The sequence below is a fragment of the Natrinema thermotolerans genome (genome assembly GCF_031165565.1).
GTDB classification, from domain to species: Archaea; Halobacteriota; Halobacteria; order Halobacteriales; family Natrialbaceae; genus Natrinema; species Natrinema thermotolerans.
Map to the genome: position 1 here is coordinate 3872118 of NZ_CP101873.1, position 24129 is coordinate 3896246.

23 protein-coding genes and 1 tRNA gene are annotated in these 24129 nt (G+C 67.2%); 8 read left to right on the forward strand and 16 right to left on the reverse strand.

Annotated features, from left to right (window positions below; all coding sequences use genetic code 11):
* Positions 1-6 precede the first annotated feature (6 nt).
* Both NP511_RS19900 and NP511_RS19905 read left to right on the forward strand, forming a co-directional pair.
* Complete coding sequence (locus NP511_RS19900; RefSeq protein ID WP_049966815.1) at positions 7-1083, forward strand: S1C family serine protease; 1077 nt, start codon at positions 7-9, stop codon at positions 1081-1083.
* A gap of 162 nt (positions 1084-1245) precedes the next feature.
* Entirely contained in the window at positions 1246-2400 is a 1155-nt protein-coding gene (locus tag NP511_RS19905) for a multicopper oxidase domain-containing protein (RefSeq protein WP_049966816.1), read from the forward strand.
* A gap of 94 nt (positions 2401-2494) precedes the next feature.
* Here NP511_RS19905 and NP511_RS19910 read toward each other — a convergent pair whose 3' ends face one another.
* Both NP511_RS19910 and NP511_RS19915 read right to left on the reverse strand, forming a co-directional pair.
* Positions 2495-2752, reverse strand: coding sequence for a hypothetical protein (locus NP511_RS19910; RefSeq protein WP_049966817.1), 258 nt, complete (start codon positions 2750-2752; stop codon positions 2495-2497).
* Positions 2753-3724: a transcription initiation factor IIB gene (locus NP511_RS19915; protein ID WP_049966818.1), complete on the reverse strand. Its 972-nt coding sequence runs from the start codon at positions 3722-3724 to the stop codon at positions 2753-2755.
* Between the two features lie 189 nt (positions 3725-3913).
* Between NP511_RS19915 and NP511_RS19920 the strand changes: the two genes are divergently transcribed.
* Positions 3914-4309 (forward strand): DUF5830 family protein, encoded by a 396-nt coding sequence (locus NP511_RS19920; protein WP_049966819.1) that lies wholly within the window; start codon positions 3914-3916, stop codon positions 4307-4309.
* On the opposite strand, the gene NP511_RS19925 is transcribed toward NP511_RS19920, so the two are convergent.
* A complete protein-coding gene (locus NP511_RS19925) occupies positions 4306-5445 on the reverse strand; it encodes a DUF7115 domain-containing protein (RefSeq protein WP_049966820.1) in 1140 nt (379 codons plus the stop codon). The two genes, NP511_RS19920 and NP511_RS19925, sit on opposite strands and share 4 nt — an antisense overlap.
* A gap of 102 nt (positions 5446-5547) precedes the next feature.
* Here NP511_RS19925 and NP511_RS19930 point away from each other — a divergent pair.
* A tRNA-Met gene (locus NP511_RS19930) sits at positions 5548-5699 on the forward strand.
* A 586-nt stretch (positions 5700-6285) separates the two neighbouring features.
* Here the strand turns inward: NP511_RS19930 and NP511_RS19935 are convergent.
* The 5 genes from NP511_RS19935 to NP511_RS19955 form a co-directional block, all read right to left on the reverse strand.
* Complete coding sequence (locus tag NP511_RS19935) at positions 6286-6552, reverse strand: hypothetical protein (RefSeq protein WP_006651200.1); 267 nt, start codon at positions 6550-6552, stop codon at positions 6286-6288.
* Positions 6553-6810: 258 nt separating this feature from the next.
* A complete protein-coding gene (locus NP511_RS19940) occupies positions 6811-7908 on the reverse strand; it encodes a glycosyltransferase (protein WP_006651201.1) in 1098 nt (365 codons plus the stop codon).
* Complete coding sequence (locus tag NP511_RS19945) at positions 7905-8891, reverse strand: glycosyltransferase family 4 protein (RefSeq protein WP_049966821.1); 987 nt, start codon at positions 8889-8891, stop codon at positions 7905-7907. The genes NP511_RS19940 and NP511_RS19945 overlap by 4 nt, the downstream gene beginning before the upstream one ends.
* 65 nt (positions 8892-8956) lie before the next feature.
* Positions 8957-9820 carry a hypothetical protein gene (locus tag NP511_RS19950; protein WP_049966822.1) on the reverse strand — a complete coding sequence of 288 codons (864 nt, stop codon included), beginning with the start codon at positions 9818-9820 and terminating at the stop codon, positions 8957-8959.
* Positions 9821-9955: 135 nt separating this feature from the next.
* Positions 9956-11551 (reverse strand): sulfatase, encoded by a 1596-nt coding sequence (locus NP511_RS19955; RefSeq protein WP_049966823.1) that lies wholly within the window; start codon positions 11549-11551, stop codon positions 9956-9958.
* Between the two features lie 115 nt (positions 11552-11666).
* Here NP511_RS19955 and NP511_RS19960 point away from each other — a divergent pair, with 115 nt between their 5' ends.
* The gene (locus tag NP511_RS19960; protein WP_049966824.1) at positions 11667-12686 is read left to right on the forward strand and encodes a lysylphosphatidylglycerol synthase transmembrane domain-containing protein; all 1020 of its coding nucleotides are present in this window, start codon (positions 11667-11669) and stop codon (positions 12684-12686) included.
* A 70-nt stretch (positions 12687-12756) separates the two neighbouring features.
* The gene (locus tag NP511_RS19965) at positions 12757-13227 is read left to right on the forward strand and encodes a metal-dependent hydrolase (protein ID WP_049966825.1); all 471 of its coding nucleotides are present in this window, start codon (positions 12757-12759) and stop codon (positions 13225-13227) included.
* A gap of 30 nt (positions 13228-13257) precedes the next feature.
* Here the strand turns inward: NP511_RS19965 and NP511_RS19970 are convergent, their stop codons facing one another.
* Positions 13258-13710, reverse strand: a complete 453-nt coding sequence (locus NP511_RS19970; RefSeq protein ID WP_049966826.1) for a metal-dependent hydrolase — start codon at positions 13708-13710, stop codon at positions 13258-13260.
* 126 nt (positions 13711-13836) lie between these two features.
* Between NP511_RS19970 and NP511_RS19975 the strand changes: the two genes are divergently transcribed.
* Positions 13837-14361 carry a DedA family protein gene (locus NP511_RS19975; RefSeq protein ID WP_049966827.1) on the forward strand — a complete coding sequence of 175 codons (525 nt, stop codon included), beginning with the start codon at positions 13837-13839 and terminating at the stop codon, positions 14359-14361.
* Positions 14362-14460: 99 nt separating this feature from the next.
* Here NP511_RS19975 and NP511_RS19980 read toward each other — a convergent pair whose 3' ends face one another.
* The 6 genes from NP511_RS19980 to NP511_RS20005 all read right to left on the reverse strand — a co-directional run bounded on the left by NP511_RS19980 (position 14461) and on the right by NP511_RS20005 (position 22358).
* Positions 14461-15894: an aryl-sulfate sulfotransferase gene (locus NP511_RS19980; protein ID WP_049966828.1), complete on the reverse strand. Its 1434-nt coding sequence runs from the start codon at positions 15892-15894 to the stop codon at positions 14461-14463.
* A gap of 126 nt (positions 15895-16020) precedes the next feature.
* Positions 16021-16899: a universal stress protein gene (locus NP511_RS19985; protein WP_049966829.1), complete on the reverse strand. Its 879-nt coding sequence runs from the start codon at positions 16897-16899 to the stop codon at positions 16021-16023.
* A gap of 102 nt (positions 16900-17001) precedes the next feature.
* On the reverse strand, positions 17002-17301 hold the full coding sequence (ddfA, locus tag NP511_RS19990) for a DdfA family disk-determining factor (protein WP_006651211.1): 300 nt from the start codon (positions 17299-17301) through the stop codon (positions 17002-17004).
* Positions 17302-17407: 106 nt separating this feature from the next.
* Positions 17408-20572 (reverse strand): PAS domain S-box protein, encoded by a 3165-nt coding sequence (locus tag NP511_RS19995; protein ID WP_049966830.1) that lies wholly within the window; start codon positions 20570-20572, stop codon positions 17408-17410.
* Positions 20573-20647: 75 nt separating this feature from the next.
* On the reverse strand, positions 20648-21694 hold the full coding sequence (locus NP511_RS20000) for a DNA-methyltransferase (protein ID WP_049966831.1): 1047 nt from the start codon (positions 21692-21694) through the stop codon (positions 20648-20650).
* A 136-nt stretch (positions 21695-21830) separates the two neighbouring features.
* Positions 21831-22358, reverse strand: a complete 528-nt coding sequence (locus tag NP511_RS20005; protein ID WP_049966832.1) for a hypothetical protein — start codon at positions 22356-22358, stop codon at positions 21831-21833.
* A gap of 461 nt (positions 22359-22819) precedes the next feature.
* Here NP511_RS20005 and NP511_RS20010 point away from each other — a divergent pair, with 461 nt between their 5' ends.
* Positions 22820-23461: a hypothetical protein gene (locus NP511_RS20010; RefSeq protein WP_049966833.1), complete on the forward strand. Its 642-nt coding sequence runs from the start codon at positions 22820-22822 to the stop codon at positions 23459-23461.
* On the opposite strand, the gene NP511_RS20015 is transcribed toward NP511_RS20010, so the two are convergent.
* A complete protein-coding gene (locus tag NP511_RS20015; RefSeq protein WP_049966834.1) occupies positions 23462-24055 on the reverse strand; it encodes an NADPH-dependent FMN reductase in 594 nt (197 codons plus the stop codon).
* Positions 24056-24129 lie beyond the last annotated feature (74 nt).

Genomic DNA, 24129 nt, shown 5'->3' on the forward strand with positions numbered 1-24129 from the left:
GGAGCCATGACGCCGAGCGTCTCCCGCAGGCGGCTTCTCACGGCAACGTGTGGTGCAGTCGTCGCAGGAACCGCCGGCTGTCTCGCCCGATCGGCGGATTCGGAGCCGCCGGATCCGACCGAATCGACGGCCGCGACCGCAGCCGACAACGCGTACGGGACCGTCTACGAGGACGCGATCGACTCGGTCGTCGAGATCCGGACCCCGAAGGGGAGCGGGACCGGGTTCGCGTTCGACGAGAGCCACGTCGTCACGAACGCCCACGTGGTCGGAACCGCGAGTGTCGTCGAGGTCCGATTCGCCGACGGGCAGTGGCGGTCCGGGTCGGTCGCGGGCGCGGACGCCCACAGCGATCTGGCCGCCGTCGCGGTCGAGGACCCGCCGTCGTCGGCGACGCCGCTTCCCTTCGTCGACGACCCGCCGGCCGTCGGTCGGGAGGTCGTCGCGATCGGCAACCCCTTCGATCTCGAGGGAACGATCACGACGGGGATCGTCAGCGGCGTCGACCGGTCGATCCCGGCACCGACCGGCTACAGCATCCCCGATGCGATCCAGACCGACGCCGCGGTCAACCCGGGCAACAGCGGCGGCCCGCTGCTGACGCTGGAGGGCGCGGTCGCCGCGGTCATCAACTCCGGCGGCGGGGACAACGTCGGCTTCGGCATCTCCGCGGCACTGACCGAACGCGTCGTCCCCGACCTCGTCGAAGAAGGGGCGTACGACCACTCGTTTCTCGGCGCGTCGTTCACCGACGTCACGCCCGCCGTCGCGTCCGCGAACGACCTCGCGGACCGCGGCGGGCTACTCGTCGTCGATATCGTCGGCGGCGGGCCGGCGGCCGGCGTCCTCGAGCCGAGTCCCGGAACGGAGTACACCGGTCGGGGACGCGTGCCCGTCGGCGGTGACGTTCTTCTCGCCGTCGACGGGACGGCACTGGCGACGAAAGAGGACCTCGAGAGCTATCTCGCGCTCGAGACGCGGCCGGGCGATACCGTCGAGCTGACCGTCCGCCGCGACGGCACCGAACGGTCCGTCTCGCTCGAACTCGGGACCCGTCCCGCGCGTCGCGGGCCGTACCGATAGCGGGACGGGCCCGTGCCGTGTCCCGGTTCTCGGCCGGCCGTGGCCCGCGGGTAGGTACGGACCGCCATTTAAGTACCATACGAGAACATGTTCCTGGGTCTTCTCGGCCGGTAAGAACCGATTGACCCCGTTATACGCCGGCTATTCTTAGCACGAGCTGTCATGAGTGATCGAATCGGCGCACCCGGACTGGGGCTATCGCGACGCGAATTCGTTGCTGCAACCGGTGGCGTGGCGGCACTGACCGGCATGGCCGGCTGTGTGGGCCGGGGCTCTCAGGGAGACGCCGGCTCCGAGGAGCCGTCCTCGAAGTCCGCGGGGTCGGAACCCGACCTGCCGTGGACGAGTTCCCCGGAGGTCGTCCAGGTCGACGAGCAGGGCGGGAGCGTGACGCTGCAGTCGGTATCGGCCCAACACGCGGTCCACCCGATGGACTCGATGGGCGGACCGGTAGAACTGCCGCGGGTCTGGGCCTTCAAGGCCGACGACGGCGAACCCAGCGTTCCCGGCCCGATCCTCCGGACGACGGAGGGCAACGACATCGAAGTAACCCTCGACAACACGGGCAACGATCACCCGCACACGCTGCACTTTCACGGGGCACAGAAGACCTGGGAGAACGACGGCGTCCCGACGACGACGGGCATCACGGTCAACCCCGGCGAGAAACACACCTACACGATCCCCGCGAACGTCCCGGGAACGCACCTCTATCACTGCCACTACCAGACCCATCGCCACATCGACATGGGGATGTACGGTATCTTCCGCGTCGATCCGAAGGGGTACGAGCCCGCCGACAAGGAGTACTTCTTCACGCTGAAAGACTGGGATTCGCGAGTCAACCGCCAGTTCGCCGGCGAGGACGTCGACTACAGTCCCCGGAACCGCAACCCCGACGTGTTCACGATCAACGGCAAGAGCCTCCCGCGGACGCTCCACCCCGAGGAGGGCTCCCCGATCATCGTCGACCACGGCGACACCGTCCGCCTCCACATGGTCAACGCGGGCTACATGTCTCACCCGATGCACACGCACAACCACCGCTTCCGGCTGATCGAGAAAGACGGCGGCCAGCTCCCCGAGGCGGCTCAGTACGAACAGGACGTCACCAACATCGCGCCTGCAGAACGTCACACCGTCGAGTTCGAGGCCAATGCCGACCCCGGCATCTACCTCATGCACTGTCACAAGGTCAACCACGCGATGAACGGCGACTCCTACCCCGGCGGCATGGTCAACGGCATCGTCTACCGGGACGCGATGGACACCGACGTCTTCGCCGACCTCATGTCCTACGCGGGCTACGAGGGCTGATCCGATCCGATCGCGGCCGGTCTCGAGGCACTGCTCCCCGTTCGCTCGAGTCCTCGGAGAACACACTGCAACCGCCGGCCGCTGTCGCGAGCAGTCAGGGACGACTTTCCGTTCCCGTCCGAACGTCCGGGTCGGTCGCGACCGGCGTCTCGTCCGCGAGCCGCCGCCGACCCGCGGCCGTGATCTCGTACCGCTGGCCGCCGATCAGTCGAACCTCGTCCCGCTCGTAGAGTCGGTCACAGACGTGATCGACCGTCACCGGATGAGCGTCGATCGCCGCGGCGAGATCGACGACAGCGAGCGGCCCGTCTGCAGCCAGCACCTCGAGAACCGGGCGGTCGTTCCCGGTCATCTATCGATCACGGGTCGCCCCGTAGGCGTCCAGTAGTTCGCGGTAGCGGTTCCGGACCGTGACACCGCTGACACCGGTTTCCTCGCCGATCCGTTCCTGTGTGAGTCCCTCGTCGGTTAGCCGACCCGCCCCGTAGATCGCCGCCGCAGCCAGTCCGGCCGGGCTCCGCCCGCTGTGGAGGTCCCGGTCCTTTGCCGCCTCGAGGATCTTCCGGGCGAGGCGTTCGGTCTCGTCGCCGACGCCCAGTTCGGAGGCGTACTGCGGGAGGTAGTGGATCGGGTCGGCGGGCTCGATTTTGAGCCCCAGCTCGCTCGAGAGATAGCGATAGGCCCGTTGGACGGGCAGTTTCTCGACCCGGCTGACCGACGCGAACGCGACGAGCGTCCGCGGGGTGCCCTGCTGGCGGGCGGCCGCGTACAGACAGGCCGTCGCCATCGCCTCGATCGACCGGCCCGGCAACAGCTCTTCGTCGAGCGCCCGGCGGTAGATGACGCCGGCCGTCTCGCGACACGGGTCCGGGAGGCCGAGCGCCGACGCCATGCGCTCGATCTCGCCGAGTGCCTGTTTGAGGTTCCGTTCGCCGGCGTTCTTCGAGGTGAACCGTTCGTTCCAGGTCCGCAGTCGCTGGAGTCGGCGGCGTTTCCGCCCCGAGATGCGGTTCCCGTACGCGTCCTCGTCCTGCCAGCCGATCGTCGTGCTGAGGCCCTTGTCGTGTTTGCGCGCCGTGACCGGCGCGCCGACCCGACGCCGGTCGTCGCCGTCGTCGAAGCGTCGCCACTCCGGTCCGTAATCGATCCCGTCGGCATCGAGAACGAGCCCGCAGTCGACACAGGCTCGCTCGCCGCGTTCCTCGTCGTCGGCGATCCGGCCGGTACACTCCGGACACTCCGATCGCTCCCGCTCGGGAGCGGCGTTGCGCTTACCGTTCCGGGTCGTCCGCTGGTCGGTCGCGTCGACGCTCGTTCCAGTCATGTGTCTGTCACTCCCGGGGTCGCCCCCGGTCCGTGTGCCGTCTTCCCTTGGAACGGAGGGAACGGACGGTATCAACGGCCGGCGGATTCCCACGGTCTGAGAACGGGATCGACTGCCCCCGCGGGAGGCGCAGAGCCGCGGGACCGAGAGGAACAACGTTTATTCGCTGCGAGCCGTCACCACGGACGAATGCCGAACGAGGGGGACCCGCTCGAGGACGTCGAGATCGACGACGACCGCGTCGAACGCGGACTCGCACTGTTGGCCCGTCTCGAACACGACCAGTTGCCGCTGCCCGACGCCGTCGATCGGATCGAGACGGTCACGTCCGATCCGACGGTGACCAGAACGATCCTCGATCGGGCCGAACTCCACGGGATCATCGAACGCGAGGACGGAATCATCCGACCCAAGAGCCGTCAGTACGTCCGCTTCGAGCGGGACGTCATCACGAAAGACGGTGACTTCTCGTGTCGGCGCTGTGGCTCGGGGCTGAAGACGGGCTACTTCATCGACCTCGAGGCGGGCGAACTCGGCCCCTTCGGCTCCTCGTGTATCCGAAAAGTGACCGGCCGGGACGACTAACGGCCCTGCCGGAGTTCCGCGATCAACTGCTCGATCGTCTCCTCCTGTCGCTCGATGATCTCGCTTTGCCGTTCGACCGCCGCCTCGAGGGACTCGATCCGCTCGAGGAGTTCGGGATCCGTTTCGGTCGGCGGTCGCTGCGTCTGCCCGGTCGCCTCGGCGGCCGACTCGGCGTCGCTCGCCGACTCGAAGACCGACCCGGTTTCAGCACGGCTTTGCTCCGACGAGCCGGCGTCGACACGCCCGTCGCCGGTCGCCCCGCGAGTCGCCGACTGGGCCGCCGATCCGCTGCCGGCCGCGGCCCCCGTCGACGCCGACCCGCTCGCGGCGGCGTCGTCCGCCGCCCCGTCGGCGAGGGGATCCGCCGACCCGGTCCCGCCGGCGTCGCCGGTCCCCGCCGTCTCGCGGTCCTCCGGTTCGGGCGGATCGGCGTCCAGCGGATCGACCCCGCCGCCGAAGTCCATCGATCCCTCGTCGGTTGCCGCCTCGTCCTCGTCGTCACCGACGGTCAGGTTAAACTCCTCGAGCGACTCGACGTCGTGGTAGTCGAACAGCGCCCGCTGGAGCCGTTCCCGGAGGTCGTTTGCCTCCTCGTTGGGGGCCTTGATCCGCTGTGGGCGGCCGTCAACCGTCAGGACGATCTGAGTGGCGACGCTGCCGTCCTCGAAGGTCAGGTTCGTCACGTCCTCGAAACGATACTCCTCGTAGTCGCCGTCCCAGACTGCGCCGCCGATGTGTTTGACCAGACGGTCGCTCGTGACGATCAGCGTCAGTTCGCTGAAACGGTAGGTCTTGACGACCGTCTCGCCGGGATCGGTGATCCCGTTGCCGTTTAACACGCCCGCCAGTACGGGGTGGAGGACGTCGTCGGTCTTTTTCGCGGGAACAGCGAATTCCCGCTCGCCCTCGAGGGCGTACTCGAGGGCGAACTTGGTCTTTCGCCGGCCCTCGGAGATGGTCAGCCGGTCGGCGTCGTGGGGGTATTCGTCGGCCGATTCGTCGCTCAGGAGGCCGTCGGCACGGTAGACGATGGTCCTCGTCGGCGTGATGAAGAGTTCGTCGTCACTGCCAAGAGAGACTCGCGCCGCGATCTCCTCGCCATCGAGAGAAGCGTCGACGATGCCGGGAACGCTCATGCCGCGCCCTTCGTAACACCGTGTGATAAATCCGTGGGTCCACGTTGCACGCCGGATTCGAATGAGAAGGTTAAAGAAACGGACCGCACTATCCGTAACTGAGCCCGGGTGGCTTAGCTGGACATAGCGCCGCACTCATAGGGTTCAGAGATTCGGTGCGGTTTCGCCTTGGAAGCCTCCGTGTCCCATAGAGGACTGCCGAGCCTCGAACCTGGGACATGCGGAGATCGAGGGTTCGGAGCCCTCCCCGGGCATTTTCACAACGCAGCTACGAACGGAGTGAGTAGCGACGCCGTCAGATAGCCGGACATACTTCTCACGGAGACACGAGTCGAAGCCGAGTGATCCCGCTGCAAGACGCGTTCGGTCCGGAGTAGTCCCTGCTCTCGAGTGTGATGGCCGACGCCTTTGGACCGCTGAGCGGGGACGATAGTTGCAGTGGCCACTGGGACGATTCCGAGTTCCTTGGAATCGGAACGAGATTGATAATCAGTTCGCCGAACATCTTCACCGTCGCGTTCCCCGCGCGACAGTGACGATCCAATCAGCATCCACCCCAATCTTGTCCCGTTTCCGCCCGGCGGCCGTCCCCCTGTGCCCATCCGGGCGGGTTCTGCGGTCTTTTCGACGCGATCCGGCCCCTAGCAAATAGTGTCTCGAGCGACTGTCCGCTCCTAGACGATGGATCCGAGCTGATATCCCAGTTTCCAGACGTCGGTATCGGCACGAACGTCGTCGGCGGCACCGTGGTTCTCGTCCTCGTCGTGGCCGTCACGGTGTCGGTGATCCGACGGCTCGGGGTAGACACGGTATCGCTATCGGCCGCCGAAACGACCGCGATCAGGCGTCGCCGTGATCCTCGCTCCAGTCGGTGAAACAGTCCGCCGGCCGGACGTCGCGGATGGCCGCCATCCCCTCGCTCGGGATGTGTTTGAAACAGCGCGGCTCGCCCTCAGTTTCGGCGATCCAGGCCGCCTCATCGCCACATTCCGCACACCGCGGGGCACCGCCGAACCGCAGCGCGTACCACCAGCGAACCCCCTCGAGTCGCTCCCGGACCGCCGCGTCGAGGCGGCGTCGGAGGCGTGAGAGTCTGCCGTCGGTCACGGTCGACCACCCGTCTCGGGTCGGTCCCGGTCGTCGGTAAACATGGACGACACTACCGGCGGCAGCCACTTCGGCCTTCCCGATCGTGGGCCTCGAGAAGCCGATCGAGTATCGTGTCGATCACGGCCGTTCCATCGCCGGTCACGACCGGGTCGTATCGAACGCGCCGTCTGGGATCAGCCGAACGTCCTCCGACCGCCCGAGATCGATTTCGGCGGGTCTCGAAAGGGGTGCGGGTCGAAGCGATGGGTGTCCCGGCTAGCTCCGTTCTTCGTCGGAGAAGCGCCACGGCGCGTCGGCGTCGACAGGCGACTCGTCTTTCGACAGCGGCACGTTGTGATACAACTGCTCTAAGTGTTCCATCGTGTACTCGACGGAGTAGCGTTCGACCGCCGCACGGGTGTCGCGGTCGGTCTCGAGACAGGTCTCGATGGCGTCGACCATCGCCTCGAGGTCGCCGTAGGCGAACCGCTCGCCGTTGTCAGCGCCAATTGTCTGCTCGAACGGCAACACGTCGGTGGCCGCGACGGGGGTGCCACAGGCGTTGGCCTCGAGCGTCGAGAGCCCGAGGGTGTCGGCGGTCGAGGCGGTCAGGAAGACGTCGATCGAGGAGTAGAAGGTCGGCAGGTCCTCGCGCGGGAGGAATCCACGGACCTCGACGTTGTCAGGGGCGTCCCGCTCGAGGGGGGCCCTGTACGGCCCGTCACCGACGATCACGAAGTCGTACTCGGGCAGTTTCTCGGCGGCCCGGAGGATCTCGCTGACGTTTTTCTCCATACTGAGCCGGCCGCTGTAGCCGATCACCGTTCGGTCGGGGTACCAGTCTTCGTCGGTCCGCTGGAAAAAGTCCATATCGATGCCGACCGGGAGCTGGACGTGTTCGACGTTCCGGTCGATCCGCTCGGTCGAGGCGGTGACGATGTCGAATCCCTCGAGGAAGGCGTTCTCGAAGGGGACGTACAGTTTCGAGAGGGCGTTTGCGACCGACTCGAACTTGACGTTCTGGTGGAAGTACTCCTCGAGAGGGGTGTGGTGCGTATAGATCGACGGCAGGTCGTGTTTGCGGGCATAGTACCGACCCAACAGACCGATAGGGGCCGGCCCATGACAGTGGACGACGTCGAGATCGGGCAGCATCGACGGCCGCCGAGTGAGGGGAATCCGATAGCCGGGGTAGAACGGGTTCGACACCGATTTGACGGGAACCTCGCGCTCGCCGGGGTCGTAGTCGCCATCGGGATAAATGACGTAGACCTCGTGTCCCTTCCGCTCTAACTCCTCGCGCCACAGTTTGATCGTATACGTTACGCCGTCGATCTCGGGAAAGTAACTGTCCGTGAAAAATCCGATCTTCATGTTGCCACCTCCGCGTACAGCGACTGGTACTGGTTCGCGACCGCCTCGAGCGAGAACGCCTCGCTGCGGTCGGCCGCGTTCGATCCGAGTCGGTCCCGGAGGTCCGGATCCCGGAGTCGCTCGAGGGCGTCGACGAACGGCGCGACGCCGTCGCCCGACGCCTTGAGACAGTCCGCGCCGTCCTCGAGCCACGAGAACGTCTCGATGTCCCGGACCAGCACCGGTTTGCCGGCGGCCATCGCCTCGAGCAGCGCGATCCCCTCGTTTTCCTCGTGGGTCGGAAAACAGAAGATATCGCCCGCCGCGTAGGCCCCCCGGATGTCGTCGATGAAGCCGGTGAACGTGCAGTTGTCCGGGGCGTTCTCGATCAGTTGCGTCGTCTCCCGGCCCTTCAGGGAGAGATCGAGCGGCCCGAACCACGCGAAGTCCATGTCGGGCAGCCGTCGCGCCAGCTCGACGAACGTCTCGAGTCCCTTGCGCTTGATGACGTGGCCGACCAGGAAGACGGTCGGCGACTCGAGATCGTATCGGTCGCGGTACTCGGCCTCGAGGGACTCGAATCCCTCGAGTTTCCCGCGATCGACGCCGTTCGAGATGACGGTCGTCGGGGTGTCGGTGTAGTCCTCGATCAGTTCCCGATTGTAGTCGGAGGGACAGACCAGAGCGTCGGCCAGCCCGTAGGCCCACCGCAGGTACGGTTTCAGCGGTTTGGCGAGCGCGTTCGTGAAGCGAAAGCTGTCGCCGAAGTCCTCGGCGGTGACGTGGGTGTTCGCGACGACCGGCACCCCCTTCGAGCGGGCCCGCCGGGCGTACCAGACCGAACGCGGGCCCATGAGGTTGCAGTGAAACACGTCGGCCTCGAGGGTCGGTTCGGTCGTGTACTGCAGCCCCAGTTGGTCGAGCATCGCCCGCTGGTGGGCGACGGACTCGCTGATGCCCCCGGTGACGTGGTCTTCGAGTTCGAAGTAGTGGCTGATCTTCATGCCCGACTCCCTGTGGCTGTCGTCCCCTTCGTTTCCCGATCCGATTCGCCGATCGTCCCCACTGACTACTCGACCTCGAGCCAGGGCACCTCCATCAGCGGCGGGATGTGCGTCTCGATGTGGTGTTCCCAGACCCCTTCCTCCCCGAACGCTTCGCCGTGGTCGGCGGTCACGATGACCGTGCCGTCCAGTTCCGGGATCAGTTCGGCGACCGACTCCAGCGCGATACGGAGGTTCTCCTCGTACAGCTCCAGCGCCGCCTCCCGGGTGCCGTTCTTGACGAGATCGGCCGGATCGAGTTCGAGCCAGAGTCCCGCCTTCTGGGCGAGTTCGCTGCCCTCGAGTTTGTCCTCGACTTTCGGTCGGATCGTGTCCCCGAGCGACGAGAGCGCGCCGCCGCCAGCGTCGCCGTCGCCCTGTTCGGCTTCCTCCTGTTTCCGGATGCCCTTCTGGATCTGTTTGAGCTTCTGGCCCTTCCCGCGGGAGAGATACGGCGCGTGGGGCTGCATATAGTGGAGTACCGTTCGATCGGCCCGCTCGACGGCGTCCTGATTGTCGTAGTAGGCCTCGGCGAGGCTGTCCGGCGGCACCGTTCCGAGATCGTCGTCCCAGCCGGACTTCCAGACGTCGTGGATGTCGCTGATGTGGTCGGAGGCCGTCCACTCGTAGTCGCAACTGGCCCCCCACTTGAGTTCGTTCAGCGGAATCCCCAAGTCGTTGATAAATGGGTTCCCCGAGAAGTAGGCGATGTCGTGATCGTCCTGAAAGGTCCGATAGGCCCACTCCGGCGTCGACGAGCCGACGCTCCATCGTTTCTCCAGCGTTCCGTCGAGGTAGTCATCGTATACCTCGCTGAATACGTCGTACCGACACGCATCCAGCACGAGACAGTAGTCCCAATCGGACTCGAGGAAGTGCTGGTCCTCCATTAGTTGCGGCAACCTTTCGAGTCGACCTACGTATTCTTATTGGTTCCCGGAAAGTCACCGTAACCCGTCAGTTCCGGTGTTTCAGTCACTGTACGTCCGCGTATCGTCCGCCGCTGCGGACGGCGACCGAAGCGGTCACTCGAGGTAGCCGAGTTCGCGCAGTCGCTCCTGGGTCTCCTCGTCGGCTTCGGCCAGCGCGTCGGCCTCGTCGGGATCGGCCTCGCTGGGATCGTCCCACGCGCCGCCGACCGCGTCCTCGAAGCGGGCCAGCGCCCGCTCGGTCGCCGCGACGACCGCATCGTCGTCGGGATCGATGGGCGACTCCTCGGCCGGGTCCTCGTCGAGCCGGTACCCTTCGTCGGGGATCCGATCCGCGCGGACATACTTGGCGTCGGTGCTGCGGGCCGCACGCAGGCGCGAGTACGCGCGATGATCGTCCGGTAGCTCGATCCCCGCCTCGCTGGCTTTCTCCTCTAGGTGGTGGAGTTCGATGACCGGCTGTGCGTACTCGACGAACGCGTAGTCGTCGCTCGAGGCGTCATCGGACGCCGCGTCGCCCTCGATGACGGCCCGCTGGCCGGGGTCGGGCTCGCTCGCGCCCTCGAAGGTGCGGTACTCGCTCGAGAGCAGCGACCGGGTCGGGTCGCGGGGAACGGGTGCATCGTCGCCGGTCGTCCCGACCGTGGCTGCGGGATCGACGCCAACCGCGTCGAGGACCGTATGGTAGCAATCGAGTAACTCGACGAGATCGTCGCGTCGGTCGGCCTCGAGGTCGGGGTGTTTGACCAGCAGCGGGACGTTGATCAGCTGGTCGTAGAGGGCGAACTCGTGGCCGTAGAGGTCGTGTTCGCCGTGGAGTTCGCCGTGGTCGGCACAGACCACGACTGTCGTGTCGTCCCATTGGTCTGTCTCGCGCAGCCAGTCGAACAGTCGGCCGAGTTCGGCGTCCATGTGGGCGATCTCGGCGTCGTAAAGCCCGCGAATGTCGTCGAACTCCGCGTCGTCGATCTCGCGGGCTCCGGAGTTGTACTCCTTCGAGTTCTGGCAGACCTCACTGGGGTCGACCCCCGGTGCAAACTCCTCGCGGTACTCCGCGGGCGGGTAGTACGGCAGGTGAGCGTCCATCAGATTGATAAAGCCGAACCAGCCCTCGTCGCTGTCGCTCTCGTCGATGAAGGACTTCGTCCGGTCGATGACCGACGGCGTCTTCGAGTCGGCCCCCTCGCCGCTTGCCAGTTTGGCGTGGGCCTTGGCCCCGATGTGGACGATCGACGACGCCAGTTCGCGGAGGTAGGCGTTGTCGTTGACGGCCTGCCACGCGCTGGCCAGCGGCCCCGAGAGGACGTCGCCGGGCAGGACCTCGAAGAAGGAGTCCTGCCGGTCGAAGCCGTCGGTCAGGCTCGTATAGGGCGTGATCCAGGCGTTCGAGGAGTAACAGGCCGTATCGTAGCCGGCCGCCGACAGCGACGACGCGAGCGTCGTGGCGTCGTCGAGGTACGGACTTCCCTGATCGGCCCCGTGTTCGCTCGGGTAGAGCCCGGTAAACAGCGAGGCGTGTACCGGGAGGGTCCACGGGGCGGGGGCGACCGCCGACTCGAAGACGGTCGCTTCCTCGGCGAACCGGGAGAGTGCCGGCGTCGTCGACCGCTCGTAGCCGTAGGGCTCGAGGTGGTCCTTCCGGACCGTATCCAGCACGACGAAGAGGACGTTCGACTGGGAGGTCGTATCCATTACCCGGGACACCTCCCTCCATCCCAATAAATCGATTGAACGGTAGCTCGCGCGACAGCGAGCGGTCGCGAACGTCGATCAGACGTTTCAAGTTCGGTGACGATTCATACCAGCCATGGACGAGCGAAATCGACGCGCGTTTCTCGTCGGCGCCGTCGGGACGATCGCGATCTTCGCAGTCCTGTTTTTCGCCGTCGGTGCGCGTGATATCGTCGATTCGCTGCTGTCGGCGAAGCCTTCGCTGGTCGTCGCGACCTTCGCGTTCGCGCTGGGATGGCTGGTCGCCTGGAGCCTGATGCTCCGGACGGTACTCGCCGCCCTGGGCGTCGACGTGCCGGTGGGCAAGTCCTTCCTCGTTTACTCGGGTGCCGTCTTCGCCAACAACGTCACCCCGTTCGGCCAGGCCGGCGGCGAGCCGGTCGCCGCCCTGCTCATCTCGAAGGTCTCCGACGCCCGCTACGAGACGGGGCTGGTCGGCATCGCCAGCGTCGACGTCCTGAACGTGGTCCCATCGATCTCGCTGATCCTCGTCGGCGTCGGCTACTACGCGACGACCGCCGCACTCGGCGAGACGCTCGAGACGGCCGTCAGTTCCGCGATCGTCCTGATCGCCGGCATCGTCGTCGCGATGGGACTGGTCTGGCGATATCACGAGACGATCATCGACCGCCTCCCCGGGATCATCGCGCCCCGCCTCGGGAAACTCGGTATCGAGCGGTTCCAGTCGGATACGCTCGAGGCGGACATCGCGGACCGGCTCGACCGCTTCTTCGAGAACATCGAGCGCGTGGCGACGGACCGCTGGCGGCTGGCGGCGGTCGTCGGCCTGTCGCTGTGTGGCTGGCTCTTTCAGGTGGCCGCGCTCACGGCGGCCTTTGCCGCGCTCGGCTACTCCGTCCCGCCGTACGTGTTGCTGTTCGTCATCCCGCTCGCGAACCTCGCGGGGGCCGCGCCCCTGCCGGGCGGGCTCGGCGGGATCGAGGCCGCGTTCGTCACCCTGCTTGTCCCCACGACCGGGATCCCGGCCTCGGTCATCACCGCCGCCGTCCTCATCTTCCGGGGCGCGATCTACTGGATGCCCGTCCTGATCGGCGGGCTGTCGGTGTCGTCTCTCGGCGTCCGAGCGCTACGCTGACCGGAAAGACCGTCGACGGCTGCCCCGTCTCCGACAGCGTCATAGCCGTCGGTCGCCGACTGGCGTCCGAATGTATCGTGACGGCCACGCCGGGTTCAACGCCTTGCTGTATGCCCCGTTCGTTCCGGTCGTCAGCGGCCGCTGGTCGCTCGAGTTGGCGCTTGTCGGTGCAGTCGTCGCCCTCGCCGCCGCGAACCTCCCTGACCTCGACCAACCGCTGCCGCGGATCAGCCACCGCGGGCCGACCCACACCGTCTGGTTCGCGGTTCTCGTCGGGCTGGTCGCCGGCGTCGGAACCGCGATCGCCGTCCCCGCGACGCCGGCCGCGTTCGCGTTCGGCTTTCTGGTCGGCTCCTGCGGGATCCTCGCACACCTCGCGGGCGACATCGTGACGCCGATGGGGATCAGTCCCTTCGCGCCGCTGTGGCGGGCCCACGTCACCCTCGAGTGGTTCAAATCGAAGCACGAACGTATCAACCGCGGGTTCCTGCTCGCGGGGACGGCCGCGCTGTCGGCGTCGCTGCTGGTCGCGGTGTGGTGACCGCACAGTCCGGCAGCCGGCAACCCAACCTCACCGCAGCGACGGGCGGCCGTCGGCGCGCCACAGGAGCAGGCCGATCGAGGCGGTCCAGAGCAGGAGCGTCGCGGCCGGTCCGTGGACCGCGAGGCCGGGGCTCCAGTCGGTTCGCAGCGGGAACAGCCACTCGATGCCCTTCGGCGAGAGCGAGTCGATCGCCAGATGCGACCCGATCGCGAGCGCGACCGCGGCCGCGACGGCCCGTTCGCGGACGATCGCGTAGCAGCCGACGACGACGGTCAGCGCGAACAGCGGCGTGTGGGTGATCCCGCGGTGGACGAACGGCCAGCCGACCGCCGCCGGGAAGAGGAAATCGGCGTCCGGCAGGAGTCCGAAGACGATCCCGAGTCGCCGATCGGCGTCGGTGAACCCGCCGACGAGCGCGGAGCCGACCAGCGCGTGGGTCGCGAACGCGCCGGTGAGAAAGAGGACCCGCCCGAGTTCCATCGCCCGTTCCTTGGATCGCCGCCCCCAGATAGGTTTCGGTTCACTGACCATCGCTCTCGTAACTAATGTATCACTATATCGGCCGAACCAACAGGACTTACATTCGGGGTCGAATACGGACCGCTAATGGGTCCGTTGCAACTCGAGGGGACGCCGTCCTGGCTCGAGTCGATGCTGACGTCGGAACTCGCGTTCGCCGTCCTGTTGGGAATCTGCGTTCTCGAGGGAGCGATGCTGTTGCGGTTCATGCCGAGCGAACTCGTCGTGCCGGCCGCGCTGGCGCTGATCGGGTCGACGATCCCGAAGGCGGTCACGATCGTCGCGATCGCGGTCGTCGGAACGACGGTCGGCCAGCTCCTCCTGTTCCTCCTCGTCCGGCGGGCGGGTCGGGAGTACGTCCTCCAGAAGCGGTGGTTCCCGCTCACCGAGTCGCGCCTCGAGCGGTTCGACGGCTGGTTCGACCGCTGGGGTGCGATCGCGGTCCCGGTGAGCAACACGATGCTGTTCGTTCGCGGACTGCTGACCGTCCCCGCGGGCCTCTCGGAGATGGACGCGAAAGCGTTTCTCGCCCTGTCGGCGGTCGGGTCGCTGTCCTTCCAGTCGATCCTCGCGGCGCTGTACCTGCTCGGCGGGCACCTGTTAGCGCTGTAGTCGCCGCTCGAGAGATTACGCGAGCAGCGGTGACACAGCGAGAGAGAATAGACGAGAGGGGAGTTCTGAGACCGCGTGACGGGTCGCGGCTCCGATCGACTACTCGCTTCGGGTCCGGTAGAACGGCAGCCGGAACCGGACGCCGGCGTCCCGGAGCTTCCACCTGATCTCGAGGGCGATCCACGCCAGCCCCGAGAAGAGGGCGACGCCGATGGCGGCGAACTCGGTCGACCCCATCCAGACCGGACTCACGAACAGGAGGGCGTTGTAGATCCGGTGTGGCAGGATCGACTCGATGAGATCGCCGAGGAAGGCGAGCGGGTTGAAACCGAAGCCACCGCCGCCGTCACCGCCGCCTCCGCCGGTGTCGGCCGCGGTGCGGTTCTCGAGGCCGAGCGACTGGGCGCTTTCCCCACCCGCGCTTTCGTCGCCGGTCTCGAGGCGTTCGGCCTCGTAGGGGAGCGACGACCCGACTTCCCAGACGATCTCACCCGACTGGTTGACCTCGATGACGCGGTTGCCGTGGGTGTCGGAGATCAGCGTGTTGCCGTTGGGCAGTCGATCGGCATCGCGGGGCCACTGGATCCGATCGTCCTCCCACTGCCAGGTCTGGGTCCACTCGCCGTCCTCGCGCTGGAACTCCTTGATCTGGGCGTTCTCGGAGTCCGCCACGAGGACCGCCGGTCCGCCCTGACTCTCGGGGATGTAGTCGGGGTTGTGCTGCTCGTGGAGGACGTCGTACTCGTTCTCGCTGCCGAGCGTCCAGTCCTCGAGCAGTCCCTCCTCGCGGTCGAGGAAGACGACCTGGTCCTGATTGCGCAGGCTGGCCATGATGCGCCCTTCCATCTGACCCTCCTCGATATACTCGACGTCGTTGATGTGGGCCCAGTCGCGGGGCCAGGAGTGACCGCCCTCGAGCGGGAAGTCGCTTTGTGCGTCCCAGAGCCACTCGACGACTTCGGTTTCCGTGTTCACGATGAACACCTGGTCGGCGACCATGTCCGCGACGACGAAGTGACTCTCGTTGATGCGGTCGACGTCGTGCCACTCGCCGGCGTACTCCTTGTAGTCGTAGCGCTCGTAGAGGACCTCGACTTCGCCGGTCTCGAGGTCGGCGCGCTCGATAACGTTACGCGTACACGGCGGAGCGCCGCAGTTGGGCCCCTCGGTGTGGAGGGTATCCGTCGCGGCGTACTCGACGGTCAACGGATCGCCCTCGACGGGATCGGCGTCGAAGTACTTCGTCCGCGAGTTGTTGTAGTAGAGGACCTCGCCGTTGGGCTGGTACGCCGTGATCGTGCCGGCGCGACCGGACTCGGTGACGACCGTGTGGTTATCGGTTGGCGGGGCGTCCGGGACGTCTGCCTTCGACGCCGTCGAGACGCCCTCACCCGCGGCGCTTGCGACGACGGCCGCCGAGACGAGAATCAGGACGACGAACGCGACTCGGAGCCGGTTCCGGGAGAGTGCGGCCCGGACGCTACCGAGTCCCGACCGGACGTCCCCGGCCGACGGCAGCGAGCGCTCGGTCACGGTTCGATCACCACTGCGGGTACTGTCTGGGGAACCATTGCCTTCCGGTTCAGAGTCGAGACACTAGTACCTTTTCTAACCGATTCAGGGCGGTGATTTCAGCCCGTTTCAGTATCTCGTGGGCAGTCAGTCCCGATCAGCAGCGAGGCGTGTCGTGAGAACCGGAACCGGCGAGGTACGCATCACCCGCTCGGTGAAACTGCCGAGCAGGTGTCGATCGAGACCGGTGTGGCCGTGGGTCCCCATCACGATGAGATCCGCGGCCGTGGAGTCGGCTGCGGCCGTGATCTCCCGGGCGACCGATCCCGACGCGATCGTCGTCGTCACGTCGTCGACACCGGCTTCTCGGGCGGTCGCCGCGGCCTCGTCGAGGACCGCCTGGACGTTCTCCTCAACGCCCGCGGAGAGGGCGGCCGACCCCGTATCGAGGACCTCCGGGAGTTCGTCGACGACAGACAGCAGGTGGACGGTCGCGCCGCAGTCGGCGGCGATCGACGCGGCTTCCTCGAGCGCGGCCGTCGCGTGGTCGCTTCCGTCGGTCGGTACCAGCACGTTCTCGTAGGGGTAGGTCGCCCTCGCGTCCTCGGCCGCACGAACGGTCAAGACCGGTACGTCGCTTCGGTTCACGACGTGATCGGTGACGTTCCCGAGGACGTACTCCCCGAGCCCGCGCCGACCATGGGTCCCCATCGCCACGCGGTCGAACTCGTCGCCGGTCGCGTACTCGACGATCACGTCCCGCGGGTCGCCCTGGGTGACGTCCTTCACGTACGAGACGCCCCGTTCGTCGGCTCGCTCGGCGGCGTCCGAGACGATCTCCGAACCCTCCAGCTCGAGGGCGTCGACGACCTCGGTGCCGAGGCGCGTGATGCTCGGTTGGTTCGTGTCCGCGACCGTAAGCAGGTGGACCGTTAGTTCCCGGTCGGCCGCGATATCGAGCGCGTGTTCGAGGGCGGCCGTCGCGGCGTCGCTTCCGTCGGTCGGCACGAGGATTCGACTCGCCATGCGCTGGCTTGGGCCGCCACCCGCTTACCGTTGTGGGATATCCCGGCCCGGACGCGGTCGGTATCGGACGACCGCCCCGGAGAAGAAGGACTCGGCAGCGCCTCAGACCGATGCAACCCGGATCTCGCCGTCCGCCGTGACCGTGACGAGACAGTCGCTGTACTCGAACGTCACCGAGCCGTTGGATCGGAGACCGTCCGTCCGCGGTTCGAACAGTCGCTCGAGCGCGTCGGCGTTGATCGAGTAGTGAAGCGGCTCGAGATCCGTGACCTCGACCCCCTTGTACGTTGCGACGGCGTCCGCGACGGTAACGCTGAGCGGTTCGTCGTCGAGTCTATCGTATTGGACGGCGTAGTGATCCCGGTGTGCGGTCGACTGTGATGGTGAACTCGTTTCAGTCATGTATCGTACCCCCAATGCGGTCGATGGGAACTCGTCCCCCGATTCACGAGTCGTTGTAAAGAGCTTGATCGTTAACTGTATAATGGTGATTTCACGACGTGGTTAATCAATTAACCTCCTCCGTGGTCGTCCCGTCGAAGAGCGCCGCGAACAGCTTCCGCTCGGCCGACCGAACGTGCTTGTGAAACGCGGGCGAAGAGATATCAAGCGAGTCGGCGATCTCCTCGCCGGTCGCTCGACGCGGCCACTCGAAGAACCCGCCGTGATAGGCCGTCTGGACGACCTCTCGCTGGCGATCAGTAAAGGACTCGAGGAGGACCGTCCGCGTGGCCCCGCCGACCGTCTCGGGGTCGTCGGTCGGGGCCTCACGTCGCGCGACCATCGACACCGAGGGACCGCTGCGGGTGATGTCGGCAAGCAGTTCACGGATCTCGACGGCATCGGGAACGTCGACGACGGCGCGACCGCCCGACTCGTCGACCGAGAACTCGCGCAGCCGCGCGCCGTGGGTCCCGGCGATCGAGCCGAGGAACGAATCGGTCATCCGGAGCTGGACGAGCGTCTCCCCCTCGTGGTCGGCGATCGTCGTGATCTCGCTAATCCCGTCGACCGCGGCGAGGTCGACGGCCGATGCGGGATCGTCGATCGGCCCTTCGATCGCTGCGAAGACGAGCTGTGGCCCCTCGTCCGGTGCCGTCGCCCCCTCGTATCTCACGGGCGATCCGAGACGCGCCGCCAACTGACACAGCGTCGTGTCGGCTGCGACTGCGAGTTCGACCTCGGTGCGGTCGTCGCCGAACAGCGCGTTCTTGCGTTTGACGGCGTCGATCGCGTAGGCGATCGTCTCGCCGAGTTCCGACAGCATCGAGCGAAGCGTCTCGTCGACGGCGTCGCGCTCCTCGCCATAGATCGAGACGACACCGTAGCAGAACCCGTCGTAGACCAGCGGGACCGCATACACCGACTGGAAGTTCCGGGAGAGCGCCTTCCGTCGCCACTCCCCGTCGTGGACCGCGTCGGCGACGTTCTCGACGTAGACCGGGGCCTGCGTTCGCGCCGCCCGCCCCGCGGGTTCGGCCGCCGAATCGTCGACCGTCGTCGCCGTCACCGCCTCGAGATACCCCCGATCGGCCCCCTCACTGGCCCGCACCTGCAGGTGGTTCCCGCCGGGGTCGGGCTCCCCGAACCAGGCCAGCGAACACGACTCGAGGGCGGCCAGCCGCCGGGGGACGCCGCGTTCGATCTCGGCCCGGGAGTCCGCCTTCAACAGGAGTTCCTCGATCCCCTGCCGGATCTCGTTGGCGTCGTTAAGCCGCTCGAGGTGGCGGTTCTGTGCCTCGAGTTCGCGTTCGCGGTCGCGGAGCCGACGCGTCCGGCCGATCCGATCGAGCGCCGCCTCCGCGGCTCGAGCGAACAGCTCCGCGAGTTCGACCGTCTCGTCGTCGTAGGCGGCCGGGTCGGTCGACAGCGCGACGACCACGCCGTGTTCGCCCAGCGGGACGGAGAGGACGCTCCGTGCGGCCGTTTCTTCGTCGGACACCGCGGTCGAATCTCGAGTGTCGTCGTAGATCGCCGTCTCGCCGTTCACGAACGTCTCCCAAACGATGCTCCCGTCCGGCTCGATCCGTGGCGGCGAACCGAAGGTCGACTCGAACGCCGACGCGTGGGCCGCCGGCCGGAGTTCGTTCGCGCGCTCGTCGAACCGGTAGACGACGCTGTCGAGGTCGAGAACGTCGGTCGCGACCTCGACGATGGACTCGCAGGCGGCTGCCTTCGAGTCGACGCTCAACAGATGGCTGCTCGCCTCGTGGAGTCCGTTGAGCGCCTCTTGATACTGTACCCGTTCGGTGATGTCGCTTGCGACGCCGATCACGCGGTCGACGTCGCCGCCGTTGGTGATCGGTCGATACCACATCTCGAAGACCCGGTCCGAGAGTTCCCGCCGGGAGTGGACGTCCGCGCCCTCGAGGGCACGTCTCGCGTCGTCACAGATGTCCGGATAGTCCCCGAGCTGGTCGAAAAAGGAGTCACCGACGACCTCGCCGGCATCGGTGCCGAGGTTCGCGAGCCCGCGCCCCTCCGAGAGCGTGAACGTCCCGTCCTCGTCGAGGACGAACAGGACGATCGGTGCGTTCTCGACCAACGTCTGTAGTCGCTCGGTCCGTTCGGTCAGGTCCCGCTTTCGCTGGACGCGGTCGGTGACGTCCCGCCAGTAGACCGACATCCCCGACGGCGACGGGTAGATCCGCGCCTCGATCCACGCGTCGTAGGCGTCGAGGTAGCCCTCGACGGTCCGGGACTCCTGCTCGGCCATCGCTTCGGTGGCCGCGGACTGAAACGCCGTCCCGGTCATTTCCGGGAACACCTCGAGGATGTGTCGGCCGAGCAACTCGGAGCGGTCGGTAGAGAGGATCTCGAGGGCGCGATCGTTGACGTAGGTGAATTCCCAGTCCGAATCGAGGGCGTAGAAGGCGTCGGTGACGCGTTTGAACGACTCGCTCAGTTCCCGCTCGATGCGGTGGTACTCCGTGATATCCCGGATCGACGCGACGACGCCGTCGACGACGCCGTCCCCGAGCCGGTTGGTGAGGACGGCCTCGTGGACGTACCACGCGCCGTCGGCGTGCTGGCACGTGTACTCGACGGACCGGGAGGTGCCCAGGTCGGCCTCGCGGACCGCCTCGAACTCGGCCGCGACCGCCGCCGTATCGTCCTCGTGGACGTGATCGAGATAGTGATCGCCACGGAGGGCGGTGGGATCGTAGCCACCGGCGACTTCGACCGCCGGGCTGGCGTAGGATATCTCCCCGTCGGCCTCGATCGTGAGTACCACTTCCGAGGAGTACTCGAGAATGATCCGGTACCACTCCGGCCCACGAACGGGCGGTCCGTCCGCCGTCGCTGCCCGCGCGTCGGTGGCGACCGCCCGCTCGAGCCGATGAGCCAGCAGCGCCGGGTTCCGGGCGGTCGTCGCGGCGATCACGTCGGTCGCCCCTCGCCGGACGTCGTCGATCGATTCGTCTCCCGTCGGGTCGAGGGCGTAGACGACCGGACACGACCCGGCGAGTTCGTCGACGACGGTCGGGTCGTCGGTCAGGACGCAGTCGGCCGCCTCGAGTCGATCGTCGGCGAGGTCGTCGACCCCCGTGACCGGCCCCGTCACCGTCAGCCGTTCGTCGGCGAACTCCGCCGTCGACCGGGCCCACTCGGACGAACCGACGACGAGCGCGCGAACCGGCGTCGGTTCGGTCGCCGTGAAACCGCGTGTCATACCCCTGCTGGGAGCGCAGCGCGTAAAAAACTCGTGTCGGTTCCGGCGCCGGTTCGCTCGCGCCGGTCGGCTCGCCTACTCGAGGGAGAGCGGCGCGTGTTCGGCGCGGTACCCGTCGTCGGTGTCCACGACCTCGGAAACCTCCCACAGCCGAATCTCCCGTTCCATCGCCGTCACGACCGGCGTCTCGTAGCGATCGGCCTCGTACTCGAGTGACTCGCCCGCCTCGCGGCGGCGCTCGACGAACTCGCGGTGGCGCTCGAGTCGCGTCCGGCCGACCGACCGGGAGAGCGCCGGTACCTCCCCGAGGCGATCGTCGAAGGTCTCGAGGAACGCCGACTCGAGTTCGACCCCCACGGAGTTGCGGCCGGCACACATCGCCGCCAGCGTCGTCGTTCCGGTCCCCCAGAAGGGGTCGAGAACGGTGTCTTCGTAGGCCGAATACATACAGATCAGCCGGTAGGGGATCTCGAGGGGGTAGGCCGCGGACCGCTCCCGGAGTTCGTCGTCCTCGAGCGCCTGTAGCTCGCCGGTGACCTCCGTCCAGACGTCGGAGAACCAGCGGTTGCGTTCCTCCCAGAAGTAGGCGGCCTCGTACCGGCGGTCGGCCCCCGGCTCGAACGACCGGCGTTCCCCGCCCTTCCGAAAGACCAGGACGTACTCGTGTTCCAGCGTGACGTAGGCGTTGGGCGGGATCATCCCGCTGCCCATGAACTTGGCCGCGCTGTTGGCCGGCTTGCGCCAGAGGACGTCCGGCAGCGGATCGAACCCCCGCTCCTCGAACGCCGAGAGGACGCGGGCGTGGTTCGGGTAGACCCGGAAGCTGTCGTCGACCGATCGGGTCGCGTCCCCCACGTTGATACAGGCGATCCCGCCGTCGACCAACACCCGCTCGAGTTCGTCCCAGACCCGATCGAGTTGGGCGTGCATCGCCTCGAACGCCGCCCGCCCGTCGCCGGCGTCTAACGCGTCCCCGACGGCCGGATCGAGATCTGTAAAGAGGTCGTCCCACATCTCGATCATCGGATAGGGCGGGGACGTGACGACGAGTTCGACGGACGCGTCGTCGACCGCGGAGAGGTCGCGGGCGTCGCCGACGAACACGCGGTGGGTCGTTTCCATTGGCTACACACTGTCCACGTCGCGCCCTTAGCTCCTTCGTCACCGCCGCGACCGCGAGCCGCGGCGGCGACGCTGCCGGACCGGTCGCGGGCGCAAACGGACGGCGTCGAAAAAGGGATCGGGATCGACTCGCGGCTTACTCTTCGGTCTCTTCGTTCCCCGACTCGGCCTCGGCTTCCTCGGGTTCGTCGCCCTCGCCACCAGTGGCGGGTTCGAACTCCTCGATCGGCTCCCATTCGGCCTCCTCGTCGCCGGCGAGTCGACGACGGAGGATCGCGGCCCCAGCAAGCAGTCCAACGCCAAGCAGGAGCCGCGGCAGCACCGAGGAGCCGCCCCCGGTTTCGTCCGTCTCGGTCGTTTCCTCGCCCGTTTCGCTCGTTCCGGTCGTCGTCTCCATCACGTCCTCGATGATCTCGGGTTCCTCGATGTCCTCGATCGGCGACTCCTCGAGTTCCGGTGAGTTCCGCCCCGCCAGAAAGCCAAGCGCCGCACCGAGGCCGAACAGGGCCCCCGCAAGCGGCAGCCGCCCGCCGGAGCGTCCGCCCTCCGACTCCTCGACGGCCTCGAGGATCGACTCGCGCAGCGGCGAGTCCATCCCCTTGGTGATCGCTTCCTTGACGACGAGTTCCGATAGCGTCCTGTCCTGTTGCTCCGTCTCGGGCATAATCCGCCACGACCACACCGCCGTACATAGTTCTATCCACCGTTTCCCTCGATTCGGACACGATCCGCTCGCGTTAGACACCGGCTAACCGTTCGGAGCGAGGGGACAACCGACGTCTACCGTCGGCCCGACCACCGGCCTTGCGGGCGCGGCCGCGACGGACGACCGACTACGATCGGCTCGGAACGCGAGCCGAGACTCCCACCCGGCGAGACGGCTCGCGAACGCCGCCGCCGACCCACCCATCGATCGCGCGGCCGCGTCTCGACCGGGCAGGGAGACGGACGACGGTCCCGACGGCCAGCGAGGGCGGTACGATCCTCGCGCGTCGATCCGGCCTCCCTCGAGGGGCGGGAAAGCCGACCCTTCCCGACCTATAAAACTGCGTCGGCCGCTTTCCCGCGGGTCGCCGCGTCGAACGGGTTCCATAACGAAAGGGCTCCCCCGAAAGACGACCGGACATGAGCGTTATCCGCCGGACGGAGGTCCTCGGCCGGACGACGCGACGACGCGTGGTTGGGGTGACGGCCGCGCTCTCGGCCGCGGCCGTGGAAACGCTCGGAGTCGGGCTCTGGTTCGGGTTAGTCGTCGGCTCGCGGACGACGACGACCGCGCTCGCGGGGCTCGGGGTGTTGTTCTGTGGCGCACTCCTCAGGACGGTCGTCGTCGACGCGACGATCGGCGACCTCGGCGATCTCCTGCAACCGCACCGACTCGCCGCGCCGCTGCTGCTCACCGGCGGCTGGATCTGCTGGCTGCTCGTGGCCGAACTGGTCGGCGACGTGGCCGGCGTCGCCGTCGCGACGGTCGTCCTGACCGCGGTCCTCACCGCACAGTGTCGCCTCGAGCGACGCGTCTGCGATCGCTACGCACGCTACCGGACGGGCTGGCTCGTCGGCCCGGGCCTGCTGTTGGCGCTCGGGGCCGCCGCGCTGCTGGCCTCCGCCTGGTTTACCGGCTGGACCCTCTCCTCGGGGCCGATTTCGCTCGGGGTCACGACGGTCGTCGTCCGCCTCGAGGCCGTCCACCTCGGCGCGGTGGCGTTCGGCCTCGCGGCCGTTCTCGCCCACCAGCGCCGGTTCCAGCGGCTCCTGGGTTCCTGATCACTTCCCCTCCGCACCGACGTTCTGGTCGCTCTCGAAGGAGTCCGGATCCGGCTCGATCGTCGCGTACTGGACGGCCCGCCGTCCCAGCGTCTCGACCCGCGTAGCCAGTTTCGGATCGACGAACTCGCCGCCGTCGAACGCGTCGCCGGCGTTCGGAATCGCCGCCTCGTGGGGGATCACCCACGCGTTCAGCGCCCGACAGACCGACCGCATATGCTCGAGGGCCGTCACGGGGAAGGCACCGCCCGACACCGCGAGCAGGCCGACCGTCGTGTCCTCGAACTCGTCGAACCCGCAGTAGTCGAGCGCCGTTTTCAGCGGCGACGAGTACGAGCCGTGATACATCGGTGACCCCAACAGGACCGTGTCCGCATCCCGGACCCGCGCGGCCAGTGCCGCGGCGTCACCGGCGTCTTCCCGGTCCCGATCCGCATCGAAGACCGGCAGTTCGTACTCGCGGAGGTCCAGCAATTCGGTACTCGCACCGGCACCCTCGGCGGCTGCAAGCGCCCGCTCGAGCGCGGTCCGGGTGTGGCTTCCGTCACGGAGGCTGCCACACAGTGCGGTCACGCGAACGTCGTCGTCGCTCATGGATCGTCGGATGACCGGCAGCGGGAAAAGCGATCCGAAAGAAACGCTCGTTGACAGGAGAGTGTCGCGCGATC

Excerpts from the sequence above, each read along its gene's own strand:
- NP511_RS19900 (WP_049966815.1), top strand. The coding sequence starts at position 7 with ATGACGCCGAGCGTCTCCCGCAGGCGGCTTCTCACGGCAACGTGTGGT.
- NP511_RS19905 (WP_049966816.1), top strand. The coding sequence starts at position 1,246 with ATGAGTGATCGAATCGGCGCACCCGGACTGGGGCTATCGCGACGCGAA.
- NP511_RS19910 (WP_049966817.1), bottom strand. The coding sequence starts at position 2,752 with ATGACCGGGAACGACCGCCCGGTTCTCGAGGTGCTGGCTGCAGACGGG.
- NP511_RS19915 (WP_049966818.1), bottom strand. The coding sequence starts at position 3,724 with ATGACTGGAACGAGCGTCGACGCGACCGACCAGCGGACGACCCGGAAC.
- NP511_RS19920 (WP_049966819.1), top strand. The coding sequence starts at position 3,914 with ATGCCGAACGAGGGGGACCCGCTCGAGGACGTCGAGATCGACGACGAC.
- NP511_RS19925 (WP_049966820.1), bottom strand. The coding sequence starts at position 5,445 with ATGAGCGTTCCCGGCATCGTCGACGCTTCTCTCGATGGCGAGGAGATC.
- NP511_RS19940 (WP_006651201.1), bottom strand. The coding sequence starts at position 7,908 with ATGAAGATCGGATTTTTCACGGACAGTTACTTTCCCGAGATCGACGGC.
- NP511_RS19945 (WP_049966821.1), bottom strand. The coding sequence starts at position 8,891 with ATGAAGATCAGCCACTACTTCGAACTCGAAGACCACGTCACCGGGGGC.
- NP511_RS19950 (WP_049966822.1), bottom strand. The coding sequence starts at position 9,820 with ATGGAGGACCAGCACTTCCTCGAGTCCGATTGGGACTACTGTCTCGTG.
- NP511_RS19955 (WP_049966823.1), bottom strand. The coding sequence starts at position 11,551 with ATGGATACGACCTCCCAGTCGAACGTCCTCTTCGTCGTGCTGGATACG.
- NP511_RS19960 (WP_049966824.1), top strand. The coding sequence starts at position 11,667 with ATGGACGAGCGAAATCGACGCGCGTTTCTCGTCGGCGCCGTCGGGACG.
- NP511_RS19965 (WP_049966825.1), top strand. The coding sequence starts at position 12,757 with ATGTATCGTGACGGCCACGCCGGGTTCAACGCCTTGCTGTATGCCCCG.
- NP511_RS19970 (WP_049966826.1), bottom strand. The coding sequence starts at position 13,710 with ATGGAACTCGGGCGGGTCCTCTTTCTCACCGGCGCGTTCGCGACCCAC.
- NP511_RS19975 (WP_049966827.1), top strand. The coding sequence starts at position 13,837 with ATGGGTCCGTTGCAACTCGAGGGGACGCCGTCCTGGCTCGAGTCGATG.
- NP511_RS19985 (WP_049966829.1), bottom strand. The coding sequence starts at position 16,899 with ATGGCGAGTCGAATCCTCGTGCCGACCGACGGAAGCGACGCCGCGACG.
- ddfA (WP_006651211.1), bottom strand. The coding sequence starts at position 17,301 with ATGACTGAAACGAGTTCACCATCACAGTCGACCGCACACCGGGATCAC.
- NP511_RS19995 (WP_049966830.1), bottom strand. The coding sequence starts at position 20,572 with ATGACACGCGGTTTCACGGCGACCGAACCGACGCCGGTTCGCGCGCTC.
- NP511_RS20000 (WP_049966831.1), bottom strand. The coding sequence starts at position 21,694 with ATGGAAACGACCCACCGCGTGTTCGTCGGCGACGCCCGCGACCTCTCC.
- NP511_RS20005 (WP_049966832.1), bottom strand. The coding sequence starts at position 22,358 with ATGCCCGAGACGGAGCAACAGGACAGGACGCTATCGGAACTCGTCGTC.
- NP511_RS20010 (WP_049966833.1), top strand. The coding sequence starts at position 22,820 with ATGAGCGTTATCCGCCGGACGGAGGTCCTCGGCCGGACGACGCGACGA.
- NP511_RS20015 (WP_049966834.1), bottom strand. The coding sequence starts at position 24,055 with ATGAGCGACGACGACGTTCGCGTGACCGCACTGTGTGGCAGCCTCCGT.